The organism is Culturomica massiliensis, assembly GCF_900091655.1.
Classification (GTDB): Bacteria; Bacteroidota; Bacteroidia; order Bacteroidales; family Marinifilaceae; genus Culturomica; species Culturomica massiliensis.
This window is the reverse complement of the sequence record NZ_LT594621.1, coordinates 1,869,180-1,896,060: the sequence shown is the minus strand read 5'-3', so window position 1 is coordinate 1,896,060 and position 26,881 is coordinate 1,869,180. Positions and strand designations below refer to the sequence as shown.

At 49.4% G+C, this 26,881-nt stretch carries 21 protein-coding genes and 2 pseudogenes; all 23 read left to right on the top strand.

The genetic code is table 11. The features are described 5' to 3' along the window. The first annotated feature begins 41 nt into the window (after nucleotides 1–41). The 23 genes and pseudogenes from BN8908_RS09520 (at nucleotide 42) to BN8908_RS09410 (ending at nucleotide 26,581) form a co-directional block, all read left to right on the top strand. On the top strand, nucleotides 42–2,153 hold the full coding sequence (locus tag BN8908_RS09520; protein ID WP_005643883.1) for a type IA DNA topoisomerase: 2,112 nt from the start codon (nucleotides 42–44) through the stop codon (nucleotides 2,151–2,153). 168 nt (nucleotides 2,154–2,321) lie between these two features. Next, on the top strand, nucleotides 2,322–2,774 hold the full coding sequence (locus BN8908_RS09515) for a DUF1896 domain-containing protein (protein ID WP_005830224.1): 453 nt from the start codon (nucleotides 2,322–2,324) through the stop codon (nucleotides 2,772–2,774). After that, a pseudogene (locus tag BN8908_RS19155) lies at nucleotides 2,764–4,429 on the top strand (N-6 DNA methylase); the annotation flags it as partial. The gene BN8908_RS09515 and the pseudogene BN8908_RS19155, both read left to right, overlap by 11 nt. Nucleotides 4,430–4,545: 116 nt before the next feature. Then, a pseudogene (locus tag BN8908_RS09510) lies at nucleotides 4,546–8,544 on the top strand (helicase-related protein); the annotation flags it as partial. A 217-nt stretch (nucleotides 8,545–8,761) separates the two neighbouring features. Continuing rightward, nucleotides 8,762–9,844: a helix-turn-helix domain-containing protein gene (locus BN8908_RS09505; RefSeq protein WP_068692197.1), complete on the top strand. Its 1,083-nt coding sequence runs from the start codon at nucleotides 8,762–8,764 to the stop codon at nucleotides 9,842–9,844. Nucleotides 9,845–10,080: 236 nt separating this feature from the next. Then, the gene (locus BN8908_RS09500) at nucleotides 10,081–11,181 is read left to right on the top strand and encodes a DUF3575 domain-containing protein (protein WP_068690258.1); all 1,101 of its coding nucleotides are present in this window, start codon (nucleotides 10,081–10,083) and stop codon (nucleotides 11,179–11,181) included. A gap of 16 nt (nucleotides 11,182–11,197) precedes the next feature. After that, nucleotides 11,198–12,085, top strand: coding sequence for a FimB/Mfa2 family fimbrial subunit (locus tag BN8908_RS09495; protein WP_068690257.1), 888 nt, complete (start codon nucleotides 11,198–11,200; stop codon nucleotides 12,083–12,085). Nucleotides 12,086–12,105: 20 nt separating this feature from the next. Further along, nucleotides 12,106–12,993 (top strand): fimbrillin family protein, encoded by an 888-nt coding sequence (locus BN8908_RS09490; RefSeq protein WP_068692196.1) that lies wholly within the window; start codon nucleotides 12,106–12,108, stop codon nucleotides 12,991–12,993. 34 nt (nucleotides 12,994–13,027) lie between these two features. Beyond that, a complete protein-coding gene (locus BN8908_RS09485) occupies nucleotides 13,028–14,590 on the top strand; it encodes a fimbrillin family protein (protein ID WP_068690255.1) in 1,563 nt (520 codons plus the stop codon). Nucleotides 14,591–14,612: 22 nt separating this feature from the next. After that, nucleotides 14,613–16,322, top strand: coding sequence for a fimbrillin family protein (locus tag BN8908_RS09480; protein WP_068690252.1), 1,710 nt, complete (start codon nucleotides 14,613–14,615; stop codon nucleotides 16,320–16,322). Nucleotides 16,323–16,550: 228 nt separating this feature from the next. Beyond that, nucleotides 16,551–17,048, top strand: a complete 498-nt coding sequence (locus BN8908_RS09475; RefSeq protein WP_005680436.1) for a DUF2589 domain-containing protein — start codon at nucleotides 16,551–16,553, stop codon at nucleotides 17,046–17,048. Nucleotides 17,049–17,069: 21 nt separating this feature from the next. Then, on the top strand, nucleotides 17,070–17,774 hold the full coding sequence (locus BN8908_RS09470; RefSeq protein WP_007749099.1) for a DUF2589 domain-containing protein: 705 nt from the start codon (nucleotides 17,070–17,072) through the stop codon (nucleotides 17,772–17,774). A 4-nt stretch (nucleotides 17,775–17,778) separates the two neighbouring features. Then, a complete protein-coding gene (locus tag BN8908_RS09465) occupies nucleotides 17,779–18,372 on the top strand; it encodes a hypothetical protein (RefSeq protein ID WP_068690250.1) in 594 nt (197 codons plus the stop codon). 179 nt (nucleotides 18,373–18,551) lie between these two features. Next, a complete protein-coding gene (locus BN8908_RS09460; protein ID WP_008616536.1) occupies nucleotides 18,552–20,897 on the top strand; it encodes a hybrid sensor histidine kinase/response regulator in 2,346 nt (781 codons plus the stop codon). Next, a complete protein-coding gene (locus BN8908_RS09455; protein WP_008019868.1) occupies nucleotides 20,878–22,185 on the top strand; it encodes a sigma-54-dependent transcriptional regulator in 1,308 nt (435 codons plus the stop codon). The genes BN8908_RS09460 and BN8908_RS09455 overlap by 20 nt, the downstream gene beginning before the upstream one ends. Before the next feature lie 868 nt (nucleotides 22,186–23,053). Beyond that, nucleotides 23,054–23,347, top strand: a complete 294-nt coding sequence (locus BN8908_RS09450) for a hypothetical protein (RefSeq protein ID WP_007215943.1) — start codon at nucleotides 23,054–23,056, stop codon at nucleotides 23,345–23,347. Between the two features lie 5 nt (nucleotides 23,348–23,352). After that, complete coding sequence (locus BN8908_RS09445; protein WP_005807227.1) at nucleotides 23,353–23,535, top strand: hypothetical protein; 183 nt, start codon at nucleotides 23,353–23,355, stop codon at nucleotides 23,533–23,535. A 5-nt stretch (nucleotides 23,536–23,540) separates the two neighbouring features. Then, on the top strand, nucleotides 23,541–23,873 hold the full coding sequence (locus BN8908_RS09440; RefSeq protein WP_005807225.1) for a hypothetical protein: 333 nt from the start codon (nucleotides 23,541–23,543) through the stop codon (nucleotides 23,871–23,873). Between the two features lie 12 nt (nucleotides 23,874–23,885). Next, nucleotides 23,886–24,188: a hypothetical protein gene (locus BN8908_RS09435; RefSeq protein WP_068690248.1), complete on the top strand. Its 303-nt coding sequence runs from the start codon at nucleotides 23,886–23,888 to the stop codon at nucleotides 24,186–24,188. Then, nucleotides 24,172–24,429: a hypothetical protein gene (locus tag BN8908_RS09430; protein WP_022209415.1), complete on the top strand. Its 258-nt coding sequence runs from the start codon at nucleotides 24,172–24,174 to the stop codon at nucleotides 24,427–24,429. The genes BN8908_RS09435 and BN8908_RS09430 overlap by 17 nt, the downstream gene beginning before the upstream one ends. Nucleotides 24,430–25,217: 788 nt before the next feature. Continuing rightward, nucleotides 25,218–25,601 carry a single-stranded DNA-binding protein gene (locus BN8908_RS09425; RefSeq protein ID WP_005807219.1) on the top strand — a complete coding sequence of 128 codons (384 nt, stop codon included), beginning with the start codon at nucleotides 25,218–25,220 and terminating at the stop codon, nucleotides 25,599–25,601. A gap of 355 nt (nucleotides 25,602–25,956) precedes the next feature. Then, entirely contained in the window at nucleotides 25,957–26,271 is a 315-nt protein-coding gene (locus BN8908_RS09415) for a hypothetical protein (RefSeq protein ID WP_005807217.1), read from the top strand. A gap of 28 nt (nucleotides 26,272–26,299) precedes the next feature. Further along, entirely contained in the window at nucleotides 26,300–26,581 is a 282-nt protein-coding gene (locus tag BN8908_RS09410; protein ID WP_005807216.1) for an LPD11 domain-containing protein, read from the top strand. Nucleotides 26,582–26,881 lie beyond the last annotated feature (300 nt).

The following is a 26,881-nucleotide window of genomic DNA, read 5'->3' as shown; positions in this document are numbered from 1 at the left end:
ATCCGAAGTAACATTTGTAAAATTCAAAACGACAGAAAAATATGAAGACAATCATTGCAGAAAAGCCGTCTGTGGCACGTGAGATCGCCCGTATCGTGGGCGCGACAAAGAGAGAGGAAGGATATTTCGAGGGAGGCGGCTACGCCGTGACATGGGCATTCGGGCACCTCGTCCAGCTTGCCATGCCCGACGGTTACGGCATACGCGGCTTTGTCCGTGACAACCTGCCCGTCATCCCCGACTCCTTCACGCTCATACCCCGTCAGGTAAAGGCTGAGAAGGGCTACAAACCCGACAGCGGCGTAGTGGCACAAATAAAAACCATAACCCGCCTGTTCAATGACAGTGAGCAGATCATCGTGGCGACCGATGCCGGTCGCGAGGGCGAACTTATCTTCCGATACCTCTACCATTACATAGGATGCGCCACCCCTTTCGTGCGCCTCTGGATAAGCTCGCTTACCGACAAGGCCATCCGCGATGGACTGCGCAACCTCGAAGCGGGGAGCAAGTATGACAACCTCTACCTCGCCGCCAAAGCGCGGAGCGAATCCGACTGGCTCGTGGGCATCAATGGCACGCAGGCTCTCTCCATCGCCGCCGGACACGGCACGTATTCCGTCGGGCGGGTGCAGACACCCACGTTGGCGATGGTGTGCGCACGCTATTGGGAGAACCGCCGCTTTACCCCCGAAGCCTTCTGGCAGCTCCATATCGCAACGGACGGCTGCGATGAAGGAACGGTGAAGTTTTCCTCTTCCGAAAAATGGAAAGAGAAAGAGTCCGCGACGGAACTGTATAATAAGGTGAAGTCGGCAGGCACAGCCACCGTCACGAAAGCCGAACGCAAGGAGAAGACGGAGGAAACACCGCTCCTGTACGACCTGACCACGCTCCAGAAGGAAGCCAACGCCAAGCATGGCTTCACGGCGGAACAGACGCTTGAAATCGCGCAGAAGCTCTACGAGAAGAAGCTCATCACCTATCCGCGAACCGGAAGCCGCTACATTCCCGAAGACGTGTTCGCGGAAATCCCCAAGCTGCTTGCCTTCATCGGCAGCCTGCCCGAATGGAAGGGCAAGTTGCAGCCGAAAGCCGTGCCGACACGCCGCAGCCTGGACGGCGGCAAGGTGACAGACCACCATGCCCTGCTCGTCACGGGCGAGAAGCCGCTGTTCCTCTCCAAAGAGGACAGCACCGTCTATCACATGATAGCCGGGCGCATGCTTGAGGCTTTCTCCGAAAAATGCGTCAAGGACACTGCCACCGTCACGGCAGAGTGTGCCGGAGTGGAGTTCGTGGCAAAAGGCAGCATCATCAGGCAAGCCGGATGGCGTGCCGTCTATGGCAAGGAGAATGGAGAAGAGAACAACAGCCAAGAGGAAACCGCCGCCATTCCCTGTTGGCAGGAAGGCGACACGCTGGCACTGAAAGCCGCCTCCATCACGGAGGGAAAGACCAAACCCAAGCCGCTGCATACCGAAGCCACCCTGCTGTCCGCGATGGAAACGGCTGGCAAGGAGATAGAGGACGACGCATTGCGGCAGGCTATGAAGGATTGCGGCATCGGCACGCCCGCCACCCGTGCGTCCATCATCGAAACGCTTTTCAAGCGCGGCTATATGGAACGCTGCAAGAAGTCGCTTGTCCCCACCGAAAAAGGGCTTGCCCTTTACTCGGTCGTGAAGGCGATGCGTATTGCCGATGTCGCCATGACGGGCGAATGGGAAAAGGAATTGGCACGCATCGAGCGTGGGGAACTGCCCGCCGATGACTTCCGCAGGAAGATTGAGGCATATACACGGGAAATTACCTCCGAACTGCTGTCGTGCGACAAGCTGTTCGCCCGCAGGGATTCCGGCTGCAAGTGTCCCAAGTGCGGAGCGGGGACGATGCAGTTTTACGGCAAGGTCGTCCGCTGCGACAACGCGGAGTGCGGTCTGCCCGTGTTCCGCCTGAAAGCAAACCGCACCCTCTCTGATGATGAAATCAAAAACCTGCTCACCGACGGACACACGAAACTGCTCAAAGGATTCAAGAGCAAGCAGGGCAAGAGTTTTGATGCCGTAGTCGCCTTTGACGGGGACTATAACACGGTTTTCGTGTTCCCAGAAAGGAAAAGTAAAGCGACCTCTGCGAAAAGAAGAAAATAAATGTTTAACTTTGCCACTGGTTCAGAGTAATGAATTGTTCTTCGATACCGGATTACACTCATACTTTGGATTTAGTGGTGGCACTCGGAGGGATACCGGGTGCCTTTTTCTTCTCGTTTTCCAACGATTATCCCTATCATCATTATCAATCCACTAAATTCCAAAGAAATGAACAACAAGAAGAAAAACGAGGGTCGGACCGACTTTTCCTATTACGGTCTGTACCTGCTGGACTACCTCACCACGAACAAGTTCGAACAGGCAGCCGATGAAGCCTTCATCCGAGAAAGAACCGACCGTGCCGCCGAAGCGTATGAACGGGCAAGGCTCGAAGGCTATCCTGCCGACGGGGCGCAGGAACTGGCGATGAAGGTGCTGACGGAGGGCCTTCGCTACTCCAGGCACGCCATCCTGCGCGAAGTCGTGGAGAACGAATTTGCGGGTGAAGTACCGGGAGAAAAATGTGAAGCCTTTACCCAGAAGCTGCTACCGCTTGTCGGAAACGTATTCTCCATCTATGACCTCTCGGACGACAATTTCGCCCTGTCGCCCGAATATGACCTGCTCTACACGGAGCTGACGGGAGCCGTCATCCTCTATATCGAAGAGTATGGCGTTTAACCGCAAACAGAGGCTGCGGGACAACATCGAGGCGATACGGACGGCATTCCTCCTTGACAGGGAACAGCGCACACCCACCGCACGCGAACGGCTCTTGTTAGAGCGTTATTGCGGTTTCGGGGGACTGAAGAGCATACTCAACCCTGCAAGGGAACTGACGGATGCCGTCCACTGGGCGAAGTCCGACCTCGAACTGTTTGCCCCTACCGTGGAACTGCACAGGTTGCTGCGGGAGAACACAAAAGACGAGACGGAGTACAAACGGTATATGGATGCCATGAAGCAGTCCGTGCTGACCGCCTTCTATACCCCGCCGGAGATAACCGGGACCATCGCGGACGTGCTGCATGAACACGGCATCCGTCCCGACCGGGTGCTGGAGCCGTCGGCAGGTGTCGGTGCATTCGTGGACGCCGTGCTGGAGAACAGACCGGACGCGGACATCATGGCTTTTGAGAAAGACCTGATGACGGGCAAGATACTGAAGCACCTGCATCCCGGACAGAAAGTAAGGGTACAGGGCTTCGAGAAGATAGAAAAGCCGTTCATGAACCATTTTGATTTGGCTGTCTCCAATATACCGTTTGGCGATGTGGCGGTGTTCGACCCGGAATTTTCGGGCAGCAAGGATCCTGCAAGGCACTCGGCGGCACGGACGATACACAATTACTTTTTCCTGAAAAGCCTTGACGCGGTGCGTGAAGGCGGAATCGTGGCGTTCATCACCTCGCAGGGGGTACTGGATGCCCCGACCAACGCGCCCATACGCGAGTATATGATGAACCATACCAATCTGGTGGGCGTAGCCCGCCTGCCGAACAACCTCTTTACGGATAACGCGGGAACGGAGGTGGGCAGCGACCTGATTATCCTGCAAAAGAACAGCGGAAAGAATGGTGAACTGTATTACAACGAAAAACTCTTCGTGCAGACCGAACAGACCCCTATCGGCACTTCCGTAAATGGGTATGTATGGAGCATCGGCTCGCTTTCACACACGGATTTGATCAGAAGTACCGACCCGTACGGGAAACCAGCCTATAAACTCCTGCACCGTGGGGACATCGCACAACTGGCGGAAGACTTGCGGGAGCATCTGAAAATAGAACTGCAACAACTTGACAGGAAACTGTATGAGAAACACAGCCTGCATCCGACAAAGGAGGAAAGCACGGCTGCGGAAGTGCAACCTGCTCCGAAAACAGAAAAGGTATCACCTTCTGTAATAGCCCCCGTTTCTGTAATTGAGCCTGTCAAGGGAGTGGAGAAGCCGCAGGCACAGCCCATAGAGGAAAAGCCGGAGATTGAGCCGCGCCAACCCAACCATTCGTCAGCCGTGCAGCTTACCCTGCTCGACCTTTGGGGTATGCCCATAGAGGAACCGGCAAAAAAGAAAAAGGCAGCGAAAAAGGAAAGCAAGCCGAAGCCTATGCCGTCCACGCCTAAACCGCAGGTCAAAGTTACTCCACCCGTTGAAGCCGCCAAGCCGGTAAACGGTAATAAGGAAGAAAAGCCGGAAAATGCCGAAAAGCCAAACGACCCGGACGACATTTACGCCACTCTGGATTGGGAAACCAATCCTCCCATCAACGGCTTCTATGAGACAATGATGAGTCTGACAGCGGAACGGCGCAAGGCCCTACGGCTTGAGGCAGAACGGCACAGGCAGGAACAACTGAAAAAGATGGGTATCAAAGACACGTTGAACCCTGCTTTTGCGCCTTCTTCGGACAATATGGATAAAAAGCCGGAACAAACGGAAGAAATAAAGCAACCTGAAACACCGGCAGAAGTTGTGCCTACTTCCGAAACGGTTGCCACTTCCCTGTTCCCGGAATTTGAAACGGAAAAGCCGAAAAAAGAAGCCCTCGACCTTACGCCGCGTCCCTATCACCGCACGCCGGAAATGCACCTGCGTGAAGGGTCGCTGGTGGCAAACAGGGCACGCGACATCGGTTATCTGAAGGACATTACTCCCTACGGTGCAACCTTCCAGCCGCTTGGACTAACCGGTTATCAGAAAGAGAAAGCGTTGCTGTATGTATCGCTCCGTGACGCATACGAGCGGTTGTACCGCTATGAATCGAACAGACGTGAGGAAAATGTACCTTGGCGTGAACACCTGAACACCTGTTACGACGAGTTTGTCATGCGTTATGGCAACCTCAACGCCAAACAGAACGTGAAACTGGTGATGATGGACGCCGGAGGGCGCGACATCCTTTCGCTGGAACGTGCGGAGGACGGCAAGTTCGTCAAAGCGGACATCTTCGACCGTCCCGTTTCCTTCTCGGTGGAGAACCATGCCAACGTCGGTTCTCCGGAAGAAGCCTTGTCTGCATCGCTCAACAAGTATGGTACGGTCAATCTCAACTATATGCGGGGGATAACAGACAGTACGGAAGAGGAGCTTCTCAATGCCCTCAAAGGGCGTATCTTCTACAATCCGCTCGTAACCGGTTACGAGATTAAAGACCGCTTCATCGCGGGAAACGTGATAGAGAAGGCGGAGCGTATAGAGGCATGGATGGAAAATAATCTGGAAAGCGAAAGATTGCCGGAAGTGAAACAGGCTTTGGAGGCTTTGAAGGAAGCCGAGCCGCAGCGTATCGCCTTTGAAGACCTCGACTTCAACTTCGGTGAACGCTGGATTCCTACGGGCGTGTATGCCGCCTACATGAGCCATCTTTTCGACACGGACGTGAAAATCGCCTATTCCGCCAGCATGGACGAGTTTTCCGTGGCGTGCGGCTACCGCACCATGAAGATCACGGACGAGTTTCTGGTAAAGGGCTATTACCGGAACTATGACGGTATGCACCTGTTGAAACACGCTTTGCACAACACCTGTCCCGACATGATGAAAAGTATTGGCAAAGATGAGAACGGCAACGACATCAAGGTGCGTGACAGCGAGGGCATACAGCTCGCCAACGCCAAGATTGACGAAATCCGCAACGGGTTCTCGGAATGGTTGGAAGAGCAGTCGCCGCAGTTCAAGGAACGGCTCGTGACAATGTATAACCGCAAGTTCAACTGTTTCGTGCGCCCGAAGTATGACGGTTCGCACCAGACGTTTCCCGACCTCAATCTGAAAGGATTGGCAAGCCGGGGTATTCAAAGCGTTTATCCGTCGCAGAAGGATTGCGTCTGGATGATAAAACAGAATGGCGGCGGAATATGCGACCATGAAGTCGGAACAGGTAAAACACTGATAATGTGTATTGCAGCGCATGAAATGAAGCGTCTGAACTTGGCGCACAAGCCGATGATTATTGGTCTGAAAGCCAATGTCGCGGAGATTGCCGCCACTTATCAAGCTGCCTATCCGAATGCCCGCATCCTCTACGCTTCGGAAAAGGATTTCTCGACCGCCAACCGTGTGCGTTTCTTCAACAACATCAAAAACAATGACTATGATTGCGTCATCATGTCGCATGACCAGTTCGGCAAGATACCGCAGTCACCGGAGTTGCAGCAACGCATCCTGCAAGCGGAGCTTGACACGGTGGAGGAAAACCTCGAAGTCTTACGGCAGCAAGGCAAGAACGTGTCGCGGGCGATGCTGAAAGGATTGGAGAAGCGCAAGCACAACCTTGTGGCGAAGTTAGAGAAAGTGGAACACGCCATCAAGTCGCGCACAGATGACGTGGTGGACTTCAAACAGATGGGCATCGACCACATTTTCATAGACGAGAGCCACCAATTCAAGAACTTGACTTTCAACACCCGGCATGACCGTGTGGCGGGGTTGGGAAACTCGGAGGGGAGCCAGAAAGCCCTGAATATGCTTTTTGCCATACGAACTATACAGGAGCGTACGGGCAAAGACTTAGGGGCTACGTTCCTGTCCGGCACGACTATTTCCAACAGTCTGACGGAATTGTACCTGCTCTTTAAGTACCTGCGCCCGAAGGAACTGGAACGGCAGGACATCCGCTGTTTCGACGCATGGGCGGCTATCTTCGCCAAGAAGACGACCGACTTCGAGTTCAACGTGACAAACAACGTGGTGCAGAAGGAGCGTTTCCGCTACTTCATCAAAGTGCCGGAGCTTGCCGCCTTTTACAACGAAATCACCGACTACCGCACGGCGGAGGACGTGGGTGTGGATCGTCCGCACAAGAACGAGATACTGCACCACATACCGCCTACACCCGACCAAGAGTATTTCATCAAACAACTGATGGAATTTGCCAAGACAGGTGACGCGACGTTGTTGGGCAGGTTGCCGCTGTCTGAAACGGAAGAGAAGGCTAAGATGCTCATCGCTACCGACTACGCGCGGAAGATGGCTTTGGATATGCGCATGATAGACCCCAATTACGAAGACCACTCCGACAACAAGGCGAGCCACTGCGCCAAAATGATAGCGGAGTATTACCACAAATACGATGCGCACAAAGGAACGCAGTTCGTGTTCTCCGACTTGGGTACATATCAGCCGGGGGAAGGATGGAACGTGTACAGCGAGATAAAACGCAAGTTGGTGGAGGATTACGGCATACCGGCAAGTGAGGTGCGCTTCATTCAGGAGTGTAAGACGGATAAGGCTCGTAAGGCGGTGATAGATGCCATGAACGCCGGGACGGTGCGCGTGCTGTTCGGCTCCACAAGTATGCTCGGAACGGGCGTGAATGCGCAGAAAAGATGTGTCGCCATCCATCACCTTGATACACCGTGGCGACCGTCCGACCTGCAACAGCGTGACGGACGGGGTGTTAGAGCCGGGAACGAGATTGCCAAGCATTTTGCCGAGAATAACGTGGATGTCATCATCTACGCGGTGGAAAAGTCGCTGGACAGCTACAAGTTCAATCTGCTGCACTGCAAGCAGACGTTCATATCGCAGCTCAAAAGTGGAGCGATGGGCGCACGTACCATCGACGAGGGAGCAATGGACGAAAAATCGGGTATGAACTTCTCGGAGTATATGGCGTTGCTCTCCGGCAATACCGACCTTTTGGATAAGGCGAAATTAGAGAAGCGTATCGCCTCGCTCGAAGGGGAACGCAAGTCGTTCAACAAGGGCAAGCGCGATTCGGAGTTCAAGCTGGAATCCAAGACGGGAGAACTGCGCAACAACACGGCTTTCATCGAAGCCATGACGGAAGACTGGAACCGTTTTCTTTCCGTTGTGCAGACTGATAAGGAAGGCAGCCGCCTTAATCTTGTCAAGGTGGACGGCGTGGATTCAACGGATGAGAAGGTCATCGGTAAGCGTTTGCAGGAAATCGCCAAGAACGCCACGACTGGTGGACTGTACAAGGCTGTCGGGGAACTTTACGGCTTTCCGATAAAGGTGGTCAGCGAGAGGACACTCAAAGAAGGTCTGGAGTTCACTGACAACCGCTTCGTGGTGGAGGGTAACTACAAGTACACCTACAACAACGGGCATCTGGCGATGGCAGACCCGATTGCTGCCGCACGAAACTTTCTGAACGCATTGGAGAGGATTCCGACCATCATCGACCAGTACAAGTCTAAGAACGAAGTGCTGGAAAAGGAGATTCCGCAGTTGCAGGAGATAGCGGGCAAGGTGTGGAAGAAGGAGGACGAGCTGAAACAGCTGAAGTCCGAACTCGCCGCACTGGACCGCAAGATACAGCTTGAGCTGGCTCCGGCTCAGGAAAACACGGAAGAGAACCGGCAAGGCAACGAGAAAAAACAGACGGAACAACAGCCGGAAAGCCCGCACGTGGACTTTGTACGCAGTCATTTAATTATAGGGAGACCCGGTTTATCGGAATCCAAAGGTGTAAAACTTTAATATCGAAGTCTTGACAGAAAAAGCCAGTGGTTGAATTTTTCACCACTGGCTTTAATTCTAATAATTTTTCAATCTAATATGACCGAATCTATAACGTTAAATCATAGATTATGTGTCTATTTGTGAAGAAAAAGACGTAACTTTGTATCAAAATCAAATAAGCATAACAATGGAGCCATCTATATACAGTTTTTCACTTTATACCGCACTGCCGTTGATGTTATTCTTCGGCTTTTATTTTTTGTTTGCAAAGACTCCTGAAAAGAAAATTTTCAAGAATTATCTCCGCTCCCGACAGATTATGGGTATAGCTATGCTGCTGCTTTCGGCAAATTATTCGGTACATTTCTTCTTTGGTATCCGATTCAAAAATGCGGATTCTGCCATATTGATGAACATGTCCACATACTTCCTGTGCTATTCTCTGTTCAGTTCGGCATTGATAATGTTGCTTGATCGTTTTTACATTACCAAACGGCGTGTGTGGACACATATCATTTTATGGATTATATTTTCAACTCTTTCCGGAGTTGTGTTGTTCCTGTTGCCAAGCGGAATCATGCAAAAATTCTCTTTATTTGCTTTAGCTGTATGGTTAGTCGTTTTTGGAGTCGTTTTAGCTCGCAGAGTCATAATTGCATACCGTAGAGCCATTCGGATTTTCAATGAAACTCAGGCGGATGATATAGGTACATATATCGAATGGCTTTCCATATTCACTTATTGGGCTGTTATCTTCGGTGTCGGATGCGGATTGCTGACATTTCTGCCAGACAAATATGTTTTTATCTGGATTTTGTCGTCAATACCGTTCTACAGCTATCTTTTCTACAGCTATCAGAACTACCTGCTGTTCTATGAACAGGTGGAAAATGCTTTTGAGCAAGATATACAGTCTGAAGAAGAACTTCTGACAGATACAGAAACAGAACCTAAAATAGTTTCTGAGAAAGAAGTTCCAGTGTCCTATACAGAAATTATAGAGAAAGTGGCCAACTGGATAAAGACAGACGGCTATGTCCAGCAGGGACTTACCATAAAAGAACTGTCCGAAATACTTCATACGAACCGTACCTATCTTTCCGCTTATATCAAGACTACGTATAAAATGACATTCCGCGAATGGATAACCGGTCTCCGGTTGGAGTATGCGAAAAACATACTGAAGGAACATCCGGAAATCAATATACAGAAGCTGGCTGAGTCTTCCGGTTTTCTTTCCCGCAGTAACTTTATCAAATTATTTTCCGAGAAGGAAGGATGTACGCCTGCCAAATGGAAAAAAGCAAATCGGGAATAATTTGTATACTAAAAAACATTGAAAGAGGTCTCAGAAACCCATTTTCAAAAAGTGCTCAAACGACAAAAAAAGTGCTAATTCGACAAAAAGGTGCTCTAACGACAATTTGAAAAGTGCTCAAACGACTATTTTTCATAAAACGCTGTATTTCAACAGAAAAAGTTTTTGTAATATTTTGGGCGCTGAATGGCATTTATTACCTTTGGAGAAGACAAAGATAATAAATTCAAGTTTATATGAGCAGAAAAATCACTTTTCTTACCCTGTTTCTGTGGCTGATGACGGTAACTTTTCCTGTCATTGCGCAGCAGAAAGCAGACACGACCTACACCTTCCGCTTCGTTCCGCAGAAGGACATGTTCTACGTGCCTTGGAATGGCAATGACACGGAACTTGCCCGCCTGTTGGAATGTATCGAAAACAACAAAACCACAATTCTTGACGGCAAACTGCCGCTACTGGTTGACGGCTACTGCAATTCGCTGGGCAGTGAAGCCGAGGACCTTGCCACGGCCAAGATCCGTGCCAACCGAGTGAAATCCGAACTGATTATCCGTGCGGAAATAAAAGAGGAGAATTTCATTACCCGCAACCATGCGACAGGGGGTGATTTTGTCACCGTGCGCCTGACAGTACCAGTAAAAGAAACAGCCGCAACGGATGCGGAAGCGGAAGCACGACGCAAGGCGGAAGCCGAACGACTGGCAGCCGAGAAGCGTGCCGAGCAGGAACGGCTTGCCGAAGAGCAGCGCAAGGCGGAAGAAGCCCGACTTGCCGCTGAAAAGGTAAAAGCCGAGAAAGCTGCTCAACAAAATAAACTTACCGACATGCCATTGGAAACCAAAACCCCAACCGACTATCATTTTTCCCTGCGTGCCAATCTGCTGCGCTGGGCTACCCTGACACCAGATCTTGGCGTGGAATGGCGCATCTGCCCGTCGTGGGGCATTGCCGTAAACGGCTCGTGGACTTCTTGGACGTGGAGCGACAAGGACCACCGCTATGCACTCTGGGAAGTGGCTCCGGAAGTGCGTTACTATATGGGTGAGAAGAAAGCCTGGTATCTGGGCGCGATGTTCAAGGCCGGACAGTTCAACTACAAGCTCTCCGAAACAGGCAAGCAGGGCGACCTGATGGGTGGCGGCATCACCGCCGGCTATCAGCTGCGGCTGAACAAGGCACTGGCTCTTGATTTCAACCTCGGTTTGGGCTACCTGAATGCCGATTTCGAAAAATATGAAGTCATCGACGGTGTACGTGTACGCCGTGGCAACGAGACAAAAGATTGGTGTGGCCCCATCAATGCCGGTGTGACATTGGTATGGAAGTTATTCTAACACGGAGGAATAGAATATGAAAGCAAGACAATATATAAATATGATGGGAATGGCAGCCGCCGTGCTGCTCTCTTCCTGCGTGAAGGACACGCTTTATGACACGCCGCATCCCGACTACGGGAAGATTGCGGTAACAGCCGACTGGTCGGCCCGCGGTGAGGGTATCGACATACCTGCCACATGGACGGTCACCATGGGCAACTATACGGGTACGGAGACTTCCGCCACCCATGCCCCCGACCATCTGTTTGCTCCGGGCAGCTACACCCTTGCGGTGTGGAACCCGGCTGAAGGAATCACGGTGAACGGCACCACAGCCACCATTGCCGCAGCCACGGGAACCCGGGCAGGCACGGATACCTTTGTGAACAATGCCCCGGGATGGTTCTTCACCTATACGGAACAGGTGACCATCGAGAAAGACAAGGACCATCCGCTGACCGCCGCAATGAAGCAGCAGGTACGCGAACTGACGCTCATCATCAAACCGACGGGTGATGCCGCCGGACGCATCACGGAGATTGTTGCCCATCTGACGGGTGCAGCCGGAACACTCGACTTCGCTACCGATACCTACGGAGCCGCTTCAAACGTCGTGCTGCCCTTCACCAAGATTACCGAAGGTGACGATGCCGGCAAGTGGAAAGCCACGGTGCGGCTGCTGGGTGTGACCGGCACGGAACAACTGCTGACGGGTGAAATCCGCTATGCTGACGGCAACCCGAGCCCCACCACGCTGAAAAGCGACCTCACGGAAGCCCTCAAGGATTTCAACACCGGAAAGGGCGAATCGCTGACCCTCGGCGGAACGCTGGTTGAGACTCCCGAAGGCATGGAAGTGGACGGAGCCGAAATCAACGGCTGGGAAGAAGTGAAAGGTGATGATGTAAATGCCGATTTGTAACTAATAAAATGACAGATATAATGAAGACAAGATTTTTTGCACTTGCGATGCTCGCCCTCGCACTGGCAGCCTGCAACAACGACAACGAGAACCTGAACGGTGCCCCCGTGGCCGCCCAGTTTACCGCCGACATCGCCCCCGCCACCCGCGCCAGCGGAACTACCTGGACTGGCGGCGACCGTATCGGCATCACCGACATCGGCAACGATTCCCAGTACGGCAACGTGCCTTTCATCCTGAAGAACGGGAAATTTGAGGCAGAAGGAAAGGTCATCTATATCGAAGATACAAAGGCCCATACTTTCCGCGCCTACTATCCGTACAACGCGGCGGGAGGTATCCTCGCAGCCACGACCGATGCCACGGCGCAGCAGAATCAGTCTGCCATTGACTTCCTCTTTGCCACAGGAGCCACGGGAGACAAAAAAAGCCCGGTAGTGAGCTTCACCGACAAAACCGCCAAGGGCGGTGAAGACAACTCCTTCCACCACCGCATGAGCCGGATAACCCTTACCTTCGAGGCGGGCGACGGCGTGGATTTCAGCGTGGTCAAGCCTGAACGTTACACGCTGGACGGATTGTTACTCACCGGTACGTTCAACACGGCCGACGGTATTGCCACCGCAGACAACGGGGCACAGACCGGAGAACTGGCCATGAATTTGGCAGACGGCGTTCTCACGTCATCGATCATCCTCTTCCCGCAGACAGTTGCATCCCTGCCGTTGGTTGTGAATTACAAAAGTCAGGAATATCATGCCACACTCACCGTGCCCGAAGGCGCACTGCAGGCGGGCAACAACTATACCTATACCGTCAAGGTACGCAACAAAGTCCTTGAAGTCAGCGAAGCCACCATTGCAAAGTGGAACGATATAGACGGCGGAGAAGTGGGCGCTGACCTGTAGGATGTTAATAATTAATCGATTAGAATAAAGAATTATGAGACATAGATTATTTATCCCCGCAGCCACCGCACTGCTGTTCGCCCTCGCCGCCTGCACACAGGACGAACTTGCTGGCGATAACCGTCTGCCCGAAGGTGAATACCCTGTATTCATCCGTGCCACCGGACTGTCCGTAGAAGCAACGCCGCTGGCAGCCTCTTCCACCCGTGCCGCTGTGGACGGCGACTGGCAGGGCGTCACTTCCGTGGCACTCAAGATGGGCGATGCGGTAAAGGAATACACCGTAACGGCTTCTACCGATTTCAAGAGTGCCACGCTTTCACGCGAGAACGACCCGTACTACTGGACCAGCCGCGACCCGATTACCGTATCGGCATGGTGGCCCTTCAATAATGCCAACATCACACAGATGCCTGCCGTGAAGGTGGCCGAAGACCAAAGCAAATTGGCTGACTTCCAGAACAGCGACTTCATCTCTGCTGAGAACCGGAAGGTGGAATTTAACACCCCGACTCTTGAATTTACCCACCGCACGGCACGCGTGACAATCGAACTGAAGCCCGGCACGGGATTCACGAGCGTCGCCGGTGCCACGGTGAGCCTCGTGAGCCTGTCCGCCGATAACGGCAACCCGACTGCCATCAAGACCTACAACGCAAGCGGCAACACCTACGAGGCACTGACCGCCCCGCAGACCGTTGCGGCAGGCAAGCCATTCGTCAAGGTGGAACTCGGCAGCGGCACTTTCTACTTCCGTCCGCAGAACAACGTCGTGCTGGCAGCAGGCAGTCGCTATAAATATACCGTTAAGGTGAACGCCACTGGCTTGACGTTAGAGGGCTGCACTATCGGTGACTGGGCTGACGGAGGCGGCGAGAGCGGTGAGGCTGAGGATTTGGGTTATTCTATACAGAACGACGGCAGTTACACGGTCTATAACGCAGACGGCCTGCTGGCATGGAACAAAGCCGTACAAAAAGATGAATCAATAAATTGCACCCTCACCGCCGACATCGACCTGACGGGTAGGGAATGGACACGGATAGGCACATGGCCAGGTTACTCCGGCATCTTTAATGGGCAGGGACACCGCATTACGGGATTAAACTTTTCAGCAGCGACTACTGAACTTTTTGGGTTATTAAATGAACGTGGTGTGATAAAGAACTTACAACTCATAGATGTGAATCTGTATGGCAATAGTGGATCAGCAGCTGGAATAGTGGAGCAAAATAATGGCCAAATCATTGCCTGCTCTGTGACGGGAAAAATTTCTGCATATGGTAGAACTTGTGGTATAGCCGATTTAAATTATGGCAGTATCACCGCTTGCTGGTTCGACGGCACATTGAAAGAGTATGAATCTGGAGCTATAGTGCGTTATAACTACAAAATTTTAACTTCCTGTTATTGGGGAGGCAATGCCGGGCTAGGAGTATTCCGTAATCATGGAGGAACGGTAGATGCCACGAAGGTGGACGGCGCGACCGTGAAATGGCAGACAGCCGTCGACGGCATGAACACCGCCCTCACCGGTAACGACTACCAGTGGGCACTCGGCACCGACGGCCTGCCCGTACTGCAAAAGAAACAATAACAACCCCTAAACAACACGCATCATGAAACGAACAACCATTCATACATCCGCAGCCATCGCCCTGCTGCTCGGCCTCGCCGCCTGCACGCAGGACGAAGCGGGCTTCCTGCCGGAAGGGGCGGAAGGCACACCCATCGTCTTTACCGCCACGGGGCTGAACCCCGCTGCGACAGCCACCGCCGGCACCCGTGCCCCAGCGGATGGCAATTGGACGGGTGTGCAGAGCGTGGCAGTCATGATGGACGGCATGGTGAAGACGTACAACGTGACGCCCTCCACCGCCGACCCCACCAGCGCCACACTGACCTCCACCGACCCGTACTACTGGACCAACCACAACGACATCACCGTCACGGCGTGGTGGCCCTACACCGCTGGCGAGACAACTCCGCCTGCGGTAAAGGTAAAAGCCAACCAAAGTGCCCAGAAAGACTTTGAGGGCAGCGACCTCATCGTAGCCGACGGACAGACGGTGACCTACGGTAGCCCCACGCTCCGCTTCACCCACCGCACGGCACGGGTGACCATCGTTCTGACGGACTACACCGAGGGGCTGGCATCCGTGCAGCTGACGGGCCTCTCCACCGAAGGCGACAACCCGGATATAATCGTCCCGTATGACAAGGGCAGCAACACCTACACCGCCATCGTAGCCCCGCAAAATGTGGCAGCTGGCACTACCTTTATCACCTGCACCTTCACCAACGGCAAGACCTTCGTTTATAAGATGAAGAATGCTACCGACTGGCAGGCGGGCGGTGAATATACCTACACCGTCTCCCTCGCTGCGGCAAAAGACCTGGGCTATACCATAGAGAGCAACGGCAGCTACACCGTGACCTCCGCCGATGGTCTGATGAATATAGCCAAATTAGTGAACGGAGGTAAGAGCGACATTAACATTACCCTCGACACAGACATTGACCTCACAGGCAAAGACTGGACACCGATAGGCACAGACTACGACAACTCATACAAAGGCACCTTCGACGGTGGCGGCCATACCATTACGGGGCTGACCTTTACGACAAATGACGAATATGCGGGTCTGTTCGGCTGGCTCAATAGAGCTGGTACGGTGAAGAACGTGGTGATGGAGGGCGTACAGATAACAAGCAATCAAATATATGGCGGCAGTATTGGCGGCGTGGTAGGATCTGGCTGGGGCACCATTGAAAACTGCTCGGTGTCGGGCAGCGTCAGCGGCACGGTGTATGTCGGCGGTGTGGTGGGTGTTCAAATAGGCGGTTCCATCACCGGATGCAGCTCCTCTGCCACAGTGAAGGGAACGGTCGATGTCGGCGGCGTGGCAGGTCAGACGAATTCGAGTGCCACCCTGACCGCTTGCTATGCCACAGGCAACGTGATCATAGAAATGGCCCTCAAAAAGAATATCGCTGGCGGCGGTCTGGTGGGAATGAACGCAGGAAGCAGCCTCCTTGCCTGCTATGCCACGGGCAACGTAACCAGTACGGGTAGTAGCACTGGCTATGTACATATCGGCGGTTTTTTGGGAAATAACTACGCCAACGTGATGACCGCCTGCTATTGGAAGAACAATCATGAACAAGGTATCGGCTACAATAAGAAAAGCACCGAAGCCACGAAGGTGGACGGCACTGACGTTACCTGGCAGAAAGCCGTTGATGCCATGAACACCGCCTTGCAGAACGCAGGCTCAAAGTGGCGTTACGAACTTAAAGGAGCATTGCCTACCTTGAGGAAGCAGTAAACCGTCGGGCGGAAAAAGTTCCGCCCGCAACAAACATTAACCGAAGTATAACCCCAATAAAAAAAGGAGGACGTGATGGAACACACGGAGAATCCACCATATAGGTTTTGGCATCAAGGCATTGTTAATAATAATATAGACTCCAGTGTAAATATGGAAGCTGTAAGCCGGACATTGCCAAGATTGGTGCTCATTAAAGGCAACAAATCAAGTAATTAAATTAAAAACATGGGACTTTTTCACAGAGACAAGAAAAATAATGACGATGAGCCGGACAGTGTTCAAACCAATTCATTCTCTGATATTATGAATGGTTTGCAATACGCCGTAAACTGTGCACAAGATACATTGCAGAATCATCAGATACAAAATCTGACCAGACTTTTTGAAGGAACAAATGCAAATAACGCAAATACGTTCCAATCGAAAAAAATCATGGTTGGAGACAAGACTATTGATATTCCACTTATAGCTTTGATATCCCATCATTATCTTGCGATGGATAATGTGCAGATAAAGTTCAAGGCGAAGGTCGGAAGCGTGGAATCACAGATTCCGGAAAACAACTTATTGTTATCCAGCCCACAAAGAGCCAATCTCCAGATGCAGATGAGCAACATAAAACCGGATGCGGATGATGTCATGGAGGTTTGCGTCAATTTTAAGGTTCAGGAGACTCCGGAGAGCATTTCCCGAATTATTGACGATTTTGTAAAAAATATCTAACAATTTTAAAATTCAAATGTTATGGCAGAAGAAATAAAGAACCAAGGGCAACAAGAAAATGCGGAAAACTTGAATGAAAATGTAAGCGGACAGGCGAAAGAAATTATCTCCGCTGCATTGGAAGAGACTCAAAACAGAGAAACTTCTCCAGTTCTTAAAGCAGATTCAAACGTGACTGACAAATTCAAGGGGCTTCCCATGCGGGAACTTATTGCAGCTCCACTTATTGCAGCAGCCGAAGCACAACAGGAATTGGCAGCGACAGCATGGAATTTCTACCAGCAAATTGCATTTGATGGTAAAAGCGGCAATAAAGCGCGTATATTGGAATTCGATGTCGAAAGACCGATACAGCAGGATGGAAAAATGACAACAATGTCACAAAGTGTCAAGGCTCCGTTTATAGGATTGGTGCCTATTCCTTCCCTGCTCATAGATCGCGTGGATGTCGATTTCCAGATGGAGGTTACCGATACATCAAACGTAAAAAGCACTACCAACGCAGAAGTAGAGGCAAAAGCTTCTGCAAAACATTGGTTTATAAATGCGGAAATCAGCGGCAAAGTCACGACCGCCCGCGAGAACACCCGCATGACCAACCAAACGGCAAAATACCAGATACATGTGACAGCCAGTCAGCAGCCGCAGACCGAAGGTCTGTCTAAACTGATGGATATAATGGCATCATGTATCGAGCCTATAACAAACGAAAGTAACAGTAAGTAAATATATGAATTTGATTCAAGCATTAAGATTACCAAACAGTCGAGCAGTAATGACAAATATTGCACGGTTTCATTATCAAAATATTTATAATGTAGGTTTGACCCCTCCGATTTTCACGCAAAGTAATTTGACATTTCAAATAAAAGGATATACCCGTAACTATCGTTTTCTTAGATTAGACTACGCCTGTGTCATATATATTGCGGATAGAATAGCAGTCGTTGCTTCAAATGGCATAGATACTTTAAGTTCAGGTTTTTCGGGGTGTTATATGGCCAGTTTTAGGCACAATGGCATTAGGTATGTTGCTCATATTCCAACGCCTAACAATAGTATTAAAATATCATGGAATCGGGCGGTTAAAAATCGAATAATAGATAATGTTGTTCTTTTTAAACCTACTGAAGGATTGGCGAGAATCCCAGGAACCATTGGTATTTGGGGAATTATAACATTTAACGATAGATGTTATCGGCTTGATGTAAATGAAAACGCTCCTCCAAGTCAAGCCATACGTGGCCAAAGAATTTTTAACTCAATCCCGAGAAATCCCATACTAACAGAAATTCCACCTATCGCCGGTGGTCAGATGCCTTAATAATTATAACAATTGTAAATAAGGGAAGAATGGTTGTTTCATTGAGGAGTAGAATTCTATTCGGATATATAATTCTGGTGGCGGTCATAGGCAGCATGGCCGCCATTCTCATCCATGAACCTGCGAAGTTCCACGACCTATATGCGTATTTTAAATAACGGTATTTACACAAACAGCAAATGAGCGAACAATTCGTTACCACTACCAAGCATTTCCGCAAGCTGCTTGCCGCAGGCTATCTGTTGATAGTCCTGCTGGTGGGCGGCATCATCTGCACGTGGCTCGGAGAATGGCGCGACTTGGAGTTGCTGGAACGGGAGAACCGTGAAATCAACCGCTTCCGCAAGGAAACACACGATGCGTATGTGGGTGTGGTGGAGTTGTCTCTTTTGGGCGAGTCGGTGCTGGAATGGGACGATAAGGATGTGGCGGCATACCGGCGGCAACGGATGACGGTGGATAGTATGCTTTGCCGCTTCAAGAGCCATTACGAATCGGTGCGCATAGACAGCGTGCGCCACTTGCTGGAGGACAAGGAAAAGCGGCTGTGCGCCATCATGGAGGCTCTGGAACAACAGGCGGACATCAACCGCCGGATAGCCAAGCAGGTGCCGGTGATAGTGCAAACGAGCAGGCAGGAAGAGCCGAAGAAACAGAGGAGGAAAGGTTTTCTCGGGTTGTTCGGCAAGAAACAGGAAGCACCTCCGACGACGACCACCACGATGCTCTACACACTGAACCGTGATATGATAGCGCAACAACGTGCCCAAAGCCATCGTCTGTCGGAATATGCCGACAGCCTTGCCAGCCGCAATGCGGAACTGAACCGCCAACTGCAAACCCTTATCCAGCAGATGGACCACAAGGTGCAGGCTGACTTGCAGGAACGTGAGGCGGAAATATCCGCTATGCGTGAAAAGTCGTTCTTGCAGGTAGGTATCATAACGGGTGTCATGCTGCTGTTGCTCATTATTTCATACATCATCATTCACCGCTATGCCACCCGCATCAAGCAGTACAAACGTAAGACAACAGATTTAATCGGGCAACTGCAAAAGTCAGTAAAACAAAACGAATCGTTGATAGCCTCACGCAAGAAAGCGATGCACACCATCACCCACGAGCTACGCACACCACTGACTGCCATACATGGATATGCGGAACTGATGCAGGACAACGAAGAAGAAAAGATAAGCGGTTATGCGGACAATATCCTGCAAGCCTCCAAGAGAATGACCGACATGCTCAACTCCCTGCTTGACTTCTTCCGCTTGGACAGCGGCAAGGAACAGGCGAATGTCCGTCCGTTTCGTTTGGAAAACATCGCGGAGCTGTTGCAAACGGAGTTTACGCAACAAGCAGAAGCAAAAGATCTTAAACTTACCATCGAGTGCCCGGAGGGTATTATCCTGAATGGCGACAAGGAGCGCATCATACAGATATGCGACAACCTGCTGGGCAATGCCGTCAAGTTCACGAATGCCGGAAGCGTTTCACTTGTCATAAGCTATGACGGCAATAGGCTGACCCTTGTAGTAGAGGACACCGGAACCGGCATGAGTGCGGAAGAACAACAGCGAGTGTTCGGAGCGTTCGAGCGGCTTTCCAACGCCGCCACGCAAGACGGTTTCGGATTGGGGTTAAGCATTGTGAAACAGATAGTCGGGATGCTTGGCGGCACTATACGCTTGGAAAGCGAAAAAGGAGAAGGCAGTCGTTTTACTGTGGAGTTGCCAATGAACACTGCCGATATTGGTATTGAAGAACAGACAGCCGCAGAAAGTCTGGCTCATATAGAAAGACCTTATTCTGTCATCGTATTGGACGACAATCCGATGGTATTATCCATGACAAAGGAAATGTATGCTGGTATAGGTGTGCATTGCGACACGTTCACCACTATTGGCGATGCAATGGAAGCCATGCGGCAGCACACATACGACCTCATGATAACCGATATGAAAATGCCGGAGATTAACGGCTATGAGGTGTTGGAGTTGTTACGCTCGTCAAGTGTCAGCAACTCGAAAGAGATTCCCATTGTCGTGGCGACCGCCTCCGGCAGTTGCAGCGAAGAGGAGCTGTTGGAAAATGGATTTACCGCCTGCCTGTTCAAGCCATTTTCCATTTCCGAACTGGTTGCTGTATCAGACAAATGCCTTTTGACAAGTACGGACAAGGATGAACTTCCCGACTTGTCCTCTCTGCTTGCATATGGTGACAAACGGGCGATGCTCGACCGTTTGATAACCGAAACAGAAAAGGATATGCAGGCTGTCCGGGAAATCATGGAGAGGAATGACCGCAAGGCGTTGGACGAATGGATGCACCGTCAGCGAAGTTCATGGGCTGTTATCCGTGCTGACAAACCCTTGTGGAACCTGTATGAACTGCTGCATCAAGAATCTGAATGTTCCGAAATGGAATTGCGGAAATGCGTGGATGCCATGCTTCGTATGGGAACAGTTATCATAGAACTTGCGCAAAAGGAAAGGAGGTTGTCGGATGAAAGTATTTGTGATTGAGGACAACCCCGTCTATAACGATTATGTCTGCAACCTGCTGAAGAAAGACAGCTTCGATACTATGTCGGCATATAATCTTGCCACTGCCAAGAAACTATTGGCAAAGTCAGAGGTGGATGATATTGTCGTTGCCGACCTACGCCTCCCCGACGGTGAAAGCATAGAGTTGTTACGGTGGATGCGTGCCAACGACAAACAGCAGGTGTTTATCGTTATGACCAATTACGGGGAGGTGCATACGGCAGTGGAAAGTATGAAGCTCGGCTCAAAGGATTACATACAGAAACAGTTGTTGGAGGATAAACTGATACCGCTTATCCGCACCCTGCAAAAAGAACATGAAAAGCGACTACAATGGAACATTCCGATATTCGTCCGGCAGGGCGAAGCCTATCAGAAAATCAAGAAACGTGTGCGCCTTGTAGCCACCACCCGGATGAGCGTGCTGATACTGGGCGAGAACGGTACGGGCAAGGAACATATCGCACAACATATACACCAACAAAGCAAACTTGCCGATAAACCTTTTGTGGCAGTGGACTGCGGAGCCTTGTCCCCGTCATTGATACAATCCGCCTTCTTCGGACACGTCAAGGGTGCGTTTACTGGTGCCGAAGCAAACAAGACGGGGTATTTTCTGGAAGCGGATGGCGGCACGCTGTTCCTTGACGAAGTGGGCAACCTAACAATGGAGATGCAACAGATGCTGCTCCGCGCCATACAGGAACGCCGTTACCGTCCCGTCGGTGCAAAGGAGGACAAAACAGCCAACGTGAGGATAGTGGCTGCAACCAACGAGGATTTGCAGAAAGCCGTAACGGAAAAGCGGTTCCGGCAGGATTTGCTCTATCGCTTGCAGGAGTATGTGATAACCATGCCGCCCTTGCGCGACTGCCCGGAAGACATCATGCCATTGGCCGAGTTCTTCCGTGAAATGGCAAACCGTGAGTTGGAACGTGAAGTAAAAGGGTTTGCCGCATCTGCCCGTAATGCCCTGCTCGCCCATGCGTGGCCGGGCAACGTGCGCGAGTTGAAACAGAAGATACAGACGGCAGTCCTGCAATCAGAAGGCGATATGATAACCGAAGCCGATTTGGAACTTGACAATGAACCGTCCGCTACTTCCGCTTGTTTTACATTGAAGAGCGGGGATGAAGAAAGAGGACGTATCCTGCGTGCTTTGAAACAAGCAGCCGGTAACAAGAAAATGGCTGCAAAGATACTGGGTATCGGCAGGACAACGCTGTATAATAAATTGGTAGAGTATGGATTGAATGAAGAAAACTGACCGGAGTATGGCTGTAAATGGCAATAATTGATTAACTTTGCAATTGTATTTCAGAAAATAGCAGGCGATCGGGTAACTTTTCGCCGATGATATAGACATAAGACCGCAAGGCGTTTCGAGCGAAAATCTGGTGAATTTAATATATAACTATTTAACCATTTGTAAATGAGTAGTTTATGAATTTTGTTTCTGAAACAAGAAACAAATCAGGAACAAAAATGGTTTTTTAGGTAAATCCTCGTTTTTTTGTTTGCATTACTTTTCATTCCTTTCACTTGCTTGCAATCAAAGCACCAATCCAAGCTATTACTATGCTTTCTCATCCTGATTCAATATATGTTTTTTCATATATCCAGGAATTCGCAGCGAAAAGAGAAAAGTATTGTTTTCAATGATCGATATCAATATGTGCAAAGTTAAAAATAATCATCCAAGCAATCAAATATTTGTCTATTTTTAGTTTACTTTAGTTTAGCATATATATAGGCTAATGGACTAAACTAAACTGTTTTTGCTCACTCTGCCACTCCCTTTTTAGACAGCAGAAAGTGGACTCCCTTTGACTCCGTCCTTTCTCTTTTCGCTGCAATATATTCCTTTATAAGTTTACGAGTAAATATTTGTCCCTATAAGCATTCGACTTCGGGCTATTTGATGAATTGTGCCGCAAAGGTATTTGTCATGTCTTTCTTGTATGCAAGGTATCCTTGATGTTCACAACAAAATCTCCACCTTGCTTTGCAGCAGTAGTATTTGGTCGTGAAACCTTGCATAAAGAGCCATGACACCTTATGAAGCGACATAATTAATCAAGCCTGAAGTAGTAAATGCTACATGAGGGAAAAAAGAAAACTTAAAATAGAATTATATGGCAAATTATGCGACAAACATTTTCTACGCAAGTACGGAAAACCAAAATGACCTCAATAAGATAGAGGCTTTCTTGGATGACAATTTCAGTTGTTATGCAAACAAGTATGGCAATTCTGTTGATGCAGAATTTCCTTCCCGGTGGGAATATCCAGAAAAAGAAATGGACCAATTGGTTGACTCACTGGAAGCAAAAGATAAAGTCTATATTAAAATTCTAACTTATGAATTTGAAAATGAATATGTGAGTTTTAGAATCTTCTCTCAAGGCAAGTGGGAAATAAAAATATAATAGTGATGAGCAACAGAACATTTGATAACGAAAGCGATATTATAGGTTTATCCTGTACTTTATCCACGGCTTATAAAGGCTACACGGAAGGTGTAATTGTGGACGACTATGGCACTACCATAGTTGTCCGCCTTGAAAGCGGCAAAGAGATTTCAGTATTCCGAGATGAAATTATTATTCATGATTAAGCAATATGGCACAGATAGCAACAAAATTCGTTCAATGGGATGTTCCGGAGCTGGCAACATTACAAGGCAGCCGAGTGTATAAGTTACGGGAACATCTGAATAATGGCGGCAAACTCAATAGAGAAGACAAGAATTGGATTACTCGCAACGTGAGCGAAAGCACCTATTTCAAACGGGGGATTGCCTTGAGCGGTTATCATTTTGATTTTTCCGATGTTCTCAAGCGGTATTTCGTCAAACAATACGGGCATATCCAAGAATATTATGCCATAGACAAAACCGCATTACGCTCAATACTGTATGGCAGGATTGAGGATATAGTTGAAGTAGTACGTTAGAATACATGGCTTATGGGAAAATTTGAATTTTATCAAGACTGTAAAGTCACAAGTTGGGAAAGAGACTATTTCACTGTGGAAGCCAACAGTTATGAGGAAGCAGAGGCAATCGTCCGGTCCTGGCGTTGCAAAGATGTTTCGAATATCATTGACAGCCGTCTTTCTCATGGACGAAGTGAGGCTTTGCGTGATACTTCCGAGCTTTTGTTTCCCGGAGAAAACGATGGTTACTCGACTATTGAGATTTTCAACCAGGAAGGAGAATCTATCATGACTAATGCACTAAACGAAGACAATTATGAACGTAACGATTGAACACCCTTTTTGCCCTTACTGCAGCGAAGTGACAAATCTATATTTCAGAATTATTAACACGCTTCTTTTTTCAAAAGACGAAAACGAACTTCGCACAAGCATGGAGAGTCTAAAGAAAGAGACCCGGCTTGACGAGTATTTCACGTTCGGCTATGGGGCACACCATCTTTGGATATGCCAACGAAAACCGAGCGACAAAAACAAAATTTTTCCACACCGCATCATGATGATCCAATTCTGACATGGAGCCTCTGTACTATACGGACTGGAGTTGAATATTCAGTTCCAGCCCGTAACTTCATTTACCGCAATAACCTTTTATATCCAAAACTTCATTGAGACGCAGATGGCCATTGGACGGACAATGATTTTTGCAGGATTATCCATTTATATTCTCTTTTGGCTGCGCCATATCCCTTTATAAAATAGAAGCTGAAACTCGCATAACGCGCCCGTTCCGCTTTGTCTCCCAATCGGGCTTCAGCCCTTTTTTCATTTTGCCTTCTTTTCCCTCATTTCTCTTGCCGGATAAAGGCTGCAACACCGATACGCCAGCACCCCTTTGCCAGTTCTTCGTCTTACGGCCTTTCCCACGCCGCAGCTTATACGCTTACTGCCTGTACGGCATATCATCCTTGCCGCTTCAAATCATGAGACATGGTGCTGTTTACCGCCAGAAGCTCTTCTTCCTATGCCAGCCGAGAGTTGAAACCAATTCGTGCCCATTGACAGCACCGTCCGTCTTTATTATTCCTTTAACCAGTTGCCAATTGTTTTTCCTCTTCTTTTTCGTGACTGCTTTCTATTGAAGTCGCCATATCGTTTTTCGTTGCAAAGTTAGTATGCAGCCGGGCGCGACCCATGGTCTTGACCAATGGCGTAACAGTACAAATCTTCCTTTATCAAGCCTCCGGTTTGGAAGAACCCCAAAATAAAGAGTATTTATACGTTATCCTTGGTGCATCCCTTTACTGCACCTACTTTTTATGCACCGTAAAACTGATTTATTAACTTCAAAAAGCAATCGAAATGAAAAAGTACGAGAACAATTTCGCAGTAACCGGTTATGTCGCAAAAGACGCCGAGGTTTATCAATTCACCAACACAAGTGTTGCACGTTTCCCTCTGGCTGTTGCCCGCCAGGAGAAGATCGGCGAAGAAACCAAGCGCATATCCGCTTTCATGAACATTGAAGCGTGGCGCAAGAATGAAAATTCCGGGTCGTTTGACCAGCTTACCAAAGGTACGCTGCTGACCGTGGAAGGCTACTTCAAGCCTGAAGAATGGACTGACAAAGATGGAGTGCAGCACAACCGCATCGTGACGGTTGCAGTCAAATTCTATCCGGCTGTCGAGAAGGAGGAAGAAGTTCCTTCGAAACCGGCAAAAGAAGCGAAAAAGGGCAAGAAGTAATCCCTGTTTTCCTGACAAAGCGGCTTTCGGGCCGCTTTTGTTTTGCTCGAAGCCTTCCGTAATATAGCCTTTTGTATTTCACGTTTTCCCCTTTTATTGCAATGCCTGAAATTCCCTACACGCCTATTTCGAAAGCCCGGTTATTTATTCTGCAAAGTTTGATTGCCGGTTGTTTGTCCTGTCAAGGAACGCTTATGCTTGCTGCTGAAAAATCTTCCTTTCCGACATGTCGGAAAGAGTATTTTTCGCATCCTCCTTGCCTGACAGACCGCCAATCTTGTGGGCAGAAAAATAATCAACCTTCCGATACAGGATGTATCAGAGGGAAATAAAAACAATTAAAAATTTTAATGATATGACATTCAGAGCATTTATGGCAGAGAACGGGTATAACGTACAGACTACTTTTTGGGAAGATTTTTCAGCGGCCGACATTTTCGGGTTATCGGCTATTCAGGACACTTTCAACCGTGCCTTTGAAGAGTGGAAAGGCAACTGCAAGTACCTTACGGAATTGGTGTTGGTATTGAATCACAAGATATGGCAGCACTATAAAACGAAACCGAATGTGGCGGCGTTGTATGATGCACTCTGGAGACAGGCAGACCAGTATGCGGTTGAGAATCTGAAGGACGAAGAGTTAAGCTATTATTATGACGTAACGGACTGATTGTATAACAAGTTAATGTAAATTGAGTATGAACACGAATAACAAGCCAAGCACAGCAGGAAGGACAACGGCTGATGATATATTGCAACGAGACGCACGGTTCAGATATATGCTGTTAGCCAGGATGCAGTCAGATTGTGAGTATTATTTGGATTACGGAGGCAGAGACCCCAAACGCCTGTGGGCAGGTGATGAAGAACGGCAAATCGATTTAATGATAAAGTTGCACGACAGCTTCAAGGAAGGAGAAAAGCCGCAGTGGCTGACAATGGACAAGATTTTGGAATACAAAAAGGAAATGAATAAATGACACCAAGCCCCCTAAAAGTCAAGCAAAACCTTTGGGGGGCTTATATTGATATAACGAGGATGCTATTCATGACGCAGTTTTCCTCTTTTAGTTTTCCTTTTTTACTGTTCCCTTGCGTGAACAGTTGGCAGCAATGATTATTTATCATGACGGAAGCTGCTTTTGCTGAATCCGCCGAATATGCCCTTCACGATTTTGCAAAAGACATAAAGTACCAATACTACGACTATAATTTCTCCCATATCCTTTTTTATATTTAGCGTTACAAATTTCCAATAAGGGTCAGAGGCTTCCCTAAAT

Bases quoted from the DNA above. Each gene is read 5' to 3' on its own strand.
- BN8908_RS09480 (WP_068690252.1), top strand. From the start codon at position 14,613: ATGAAACGAACAACCATTCATACATCCGCAGCCATCGCCCTGCTGCTC.
- BN8908_RS09485 (WP_068690255.1), top strand. From the start codon at position 13,028: ATGAGACATAGATTATTTATCCCCGCAGCCACCGCACTGCTGTTCGCC.
- BN8908_RS09490 (WP_068692196.1), top strand. From the start codon at position 12,106: ATGAAGACAAGATTTTTTGCACTTGCGATGCTCGCCCTCGCACTGGCA.
- BN8908_RS09475 (WP_005680436.1), top strand. From the start codon at position 16,551: ATGGGACTTTTTCACAGAGACAAGAAAAATAATGACGATGAGCCGGAC.
- BN8908_RS09415 (WP_005807217.1), top strand. From the start codon at position 25,957: ATGACATTCAGAGCATTTATGGCAGAGAACGGGTATAACGTACAGACT.
- BN8908_RS09515 (WP_005830224.1), top strand. From the start codon at position 2,322: ATGAACAACAAGAAGAAAAACGAGGGTCGGACCGACTTTTCCTATTAC.
- BN8908_RS09470 (WP_007749099.1), top strand. From the start codon at position 17,070: ATGGCAGAAGAAATAAAGAACCAAGGGCAACAAGAAAATGCGGAAAAC.
- BN8908_RS09410 (WP_005807216.1), top strand. From the start codon at position 26,300: ATGAACACGAATAACAAGCCAAGCACAGCAGGAAGGACAACGGCTGAT.
- BN8908_RS09440 (WP_005807225.1), top strand. From the start codon at position 23,541: ATGGCACAGATAGCAACAAAATTCGTTCAATGGGATGTTCCGGAGCTG.
- BN8908_RS09460 (WP_008616536.1), top strand. From the start codon at position 18,552: ATGAGCGAACAATTCGTTACCACTACCAAGCATTTCCGCAAGCTGCTT.
- BN8908_RS09495 (WP_068690257.1), top strand. From the start codon at position 11,198: ATGAAAGCAAGACAATATATAAATATGATGGGAATGGCAGCCGCCGTG.
- BN8908_RS09445 (WP_005807227.1), top strand. From the start codon at position 23,353: ATGAGCAACAGAACATTTGATAACGAAAGCGATATTATAGGTTTATCC.
- BN8908_RS09520 (WP_005643883.1), top strand. From the start codon at position 42: ATGAAGACAATCATTGCAGAAAAGCCGTCTGTGGCACGTGAGATCGCC.
- BN8908_RS09435 (WP_068690248.1), top strand. From the start codon at position 23,886: ATGGGAAAATTTGAATTTTATCAAGACTGTAAAGTCACAAGTTGGGAA.
- BN8908_RS09450 (WP_007215943.1), top strand. From the start codon at position 23,054: ATGGCAAATTATGCGACAAACATTTTCTACGCAAGTACGGAAAACCAA.
- BN8908_RS09505 (WP_068692197.1), top strand. From the start codon at position 8,762: ATGTTATTCTTCGGCTTTTATTTTTTGTTTGCAAAGACTCCTGAAAAG.
- BN8908_RS09425 (WP_005807219.1), top strand. From the start codon at position 25,218: ATGAAAAAGTACGAGAACAATTTCGCAGTAACCGGTTATGTCGCAAAA.
- BN8908_RS09465 (WP_068690250.1), top strand. From the start codon at position 17,779: ATGAATTTGATTCAAGCATTAAGATTACCAAACAGTCGAGCAGTAATG.
- BN8908_RS09430 (WP_022209415.1), top strand. From the start codon at position 24,172: ATGAACGTAACGATTGAACACCCTTTTTGCCCTTACTGCAGCGAAGTG.
- BN8908_RS09455 (WP_008019868.1), top strand. From the start codon at position 20,878: ATGAAAGTATTTGTGATTGAGGACAACCCCGTCTATAACGATTATGTC.
- BN8908_RS09500 (WP_068690258.1), top strand. From the start codon at position 10,081: ATGAGCAGAAAAATCACTTTTCTTACCCTGTTTCTGTGGCTGATGACG.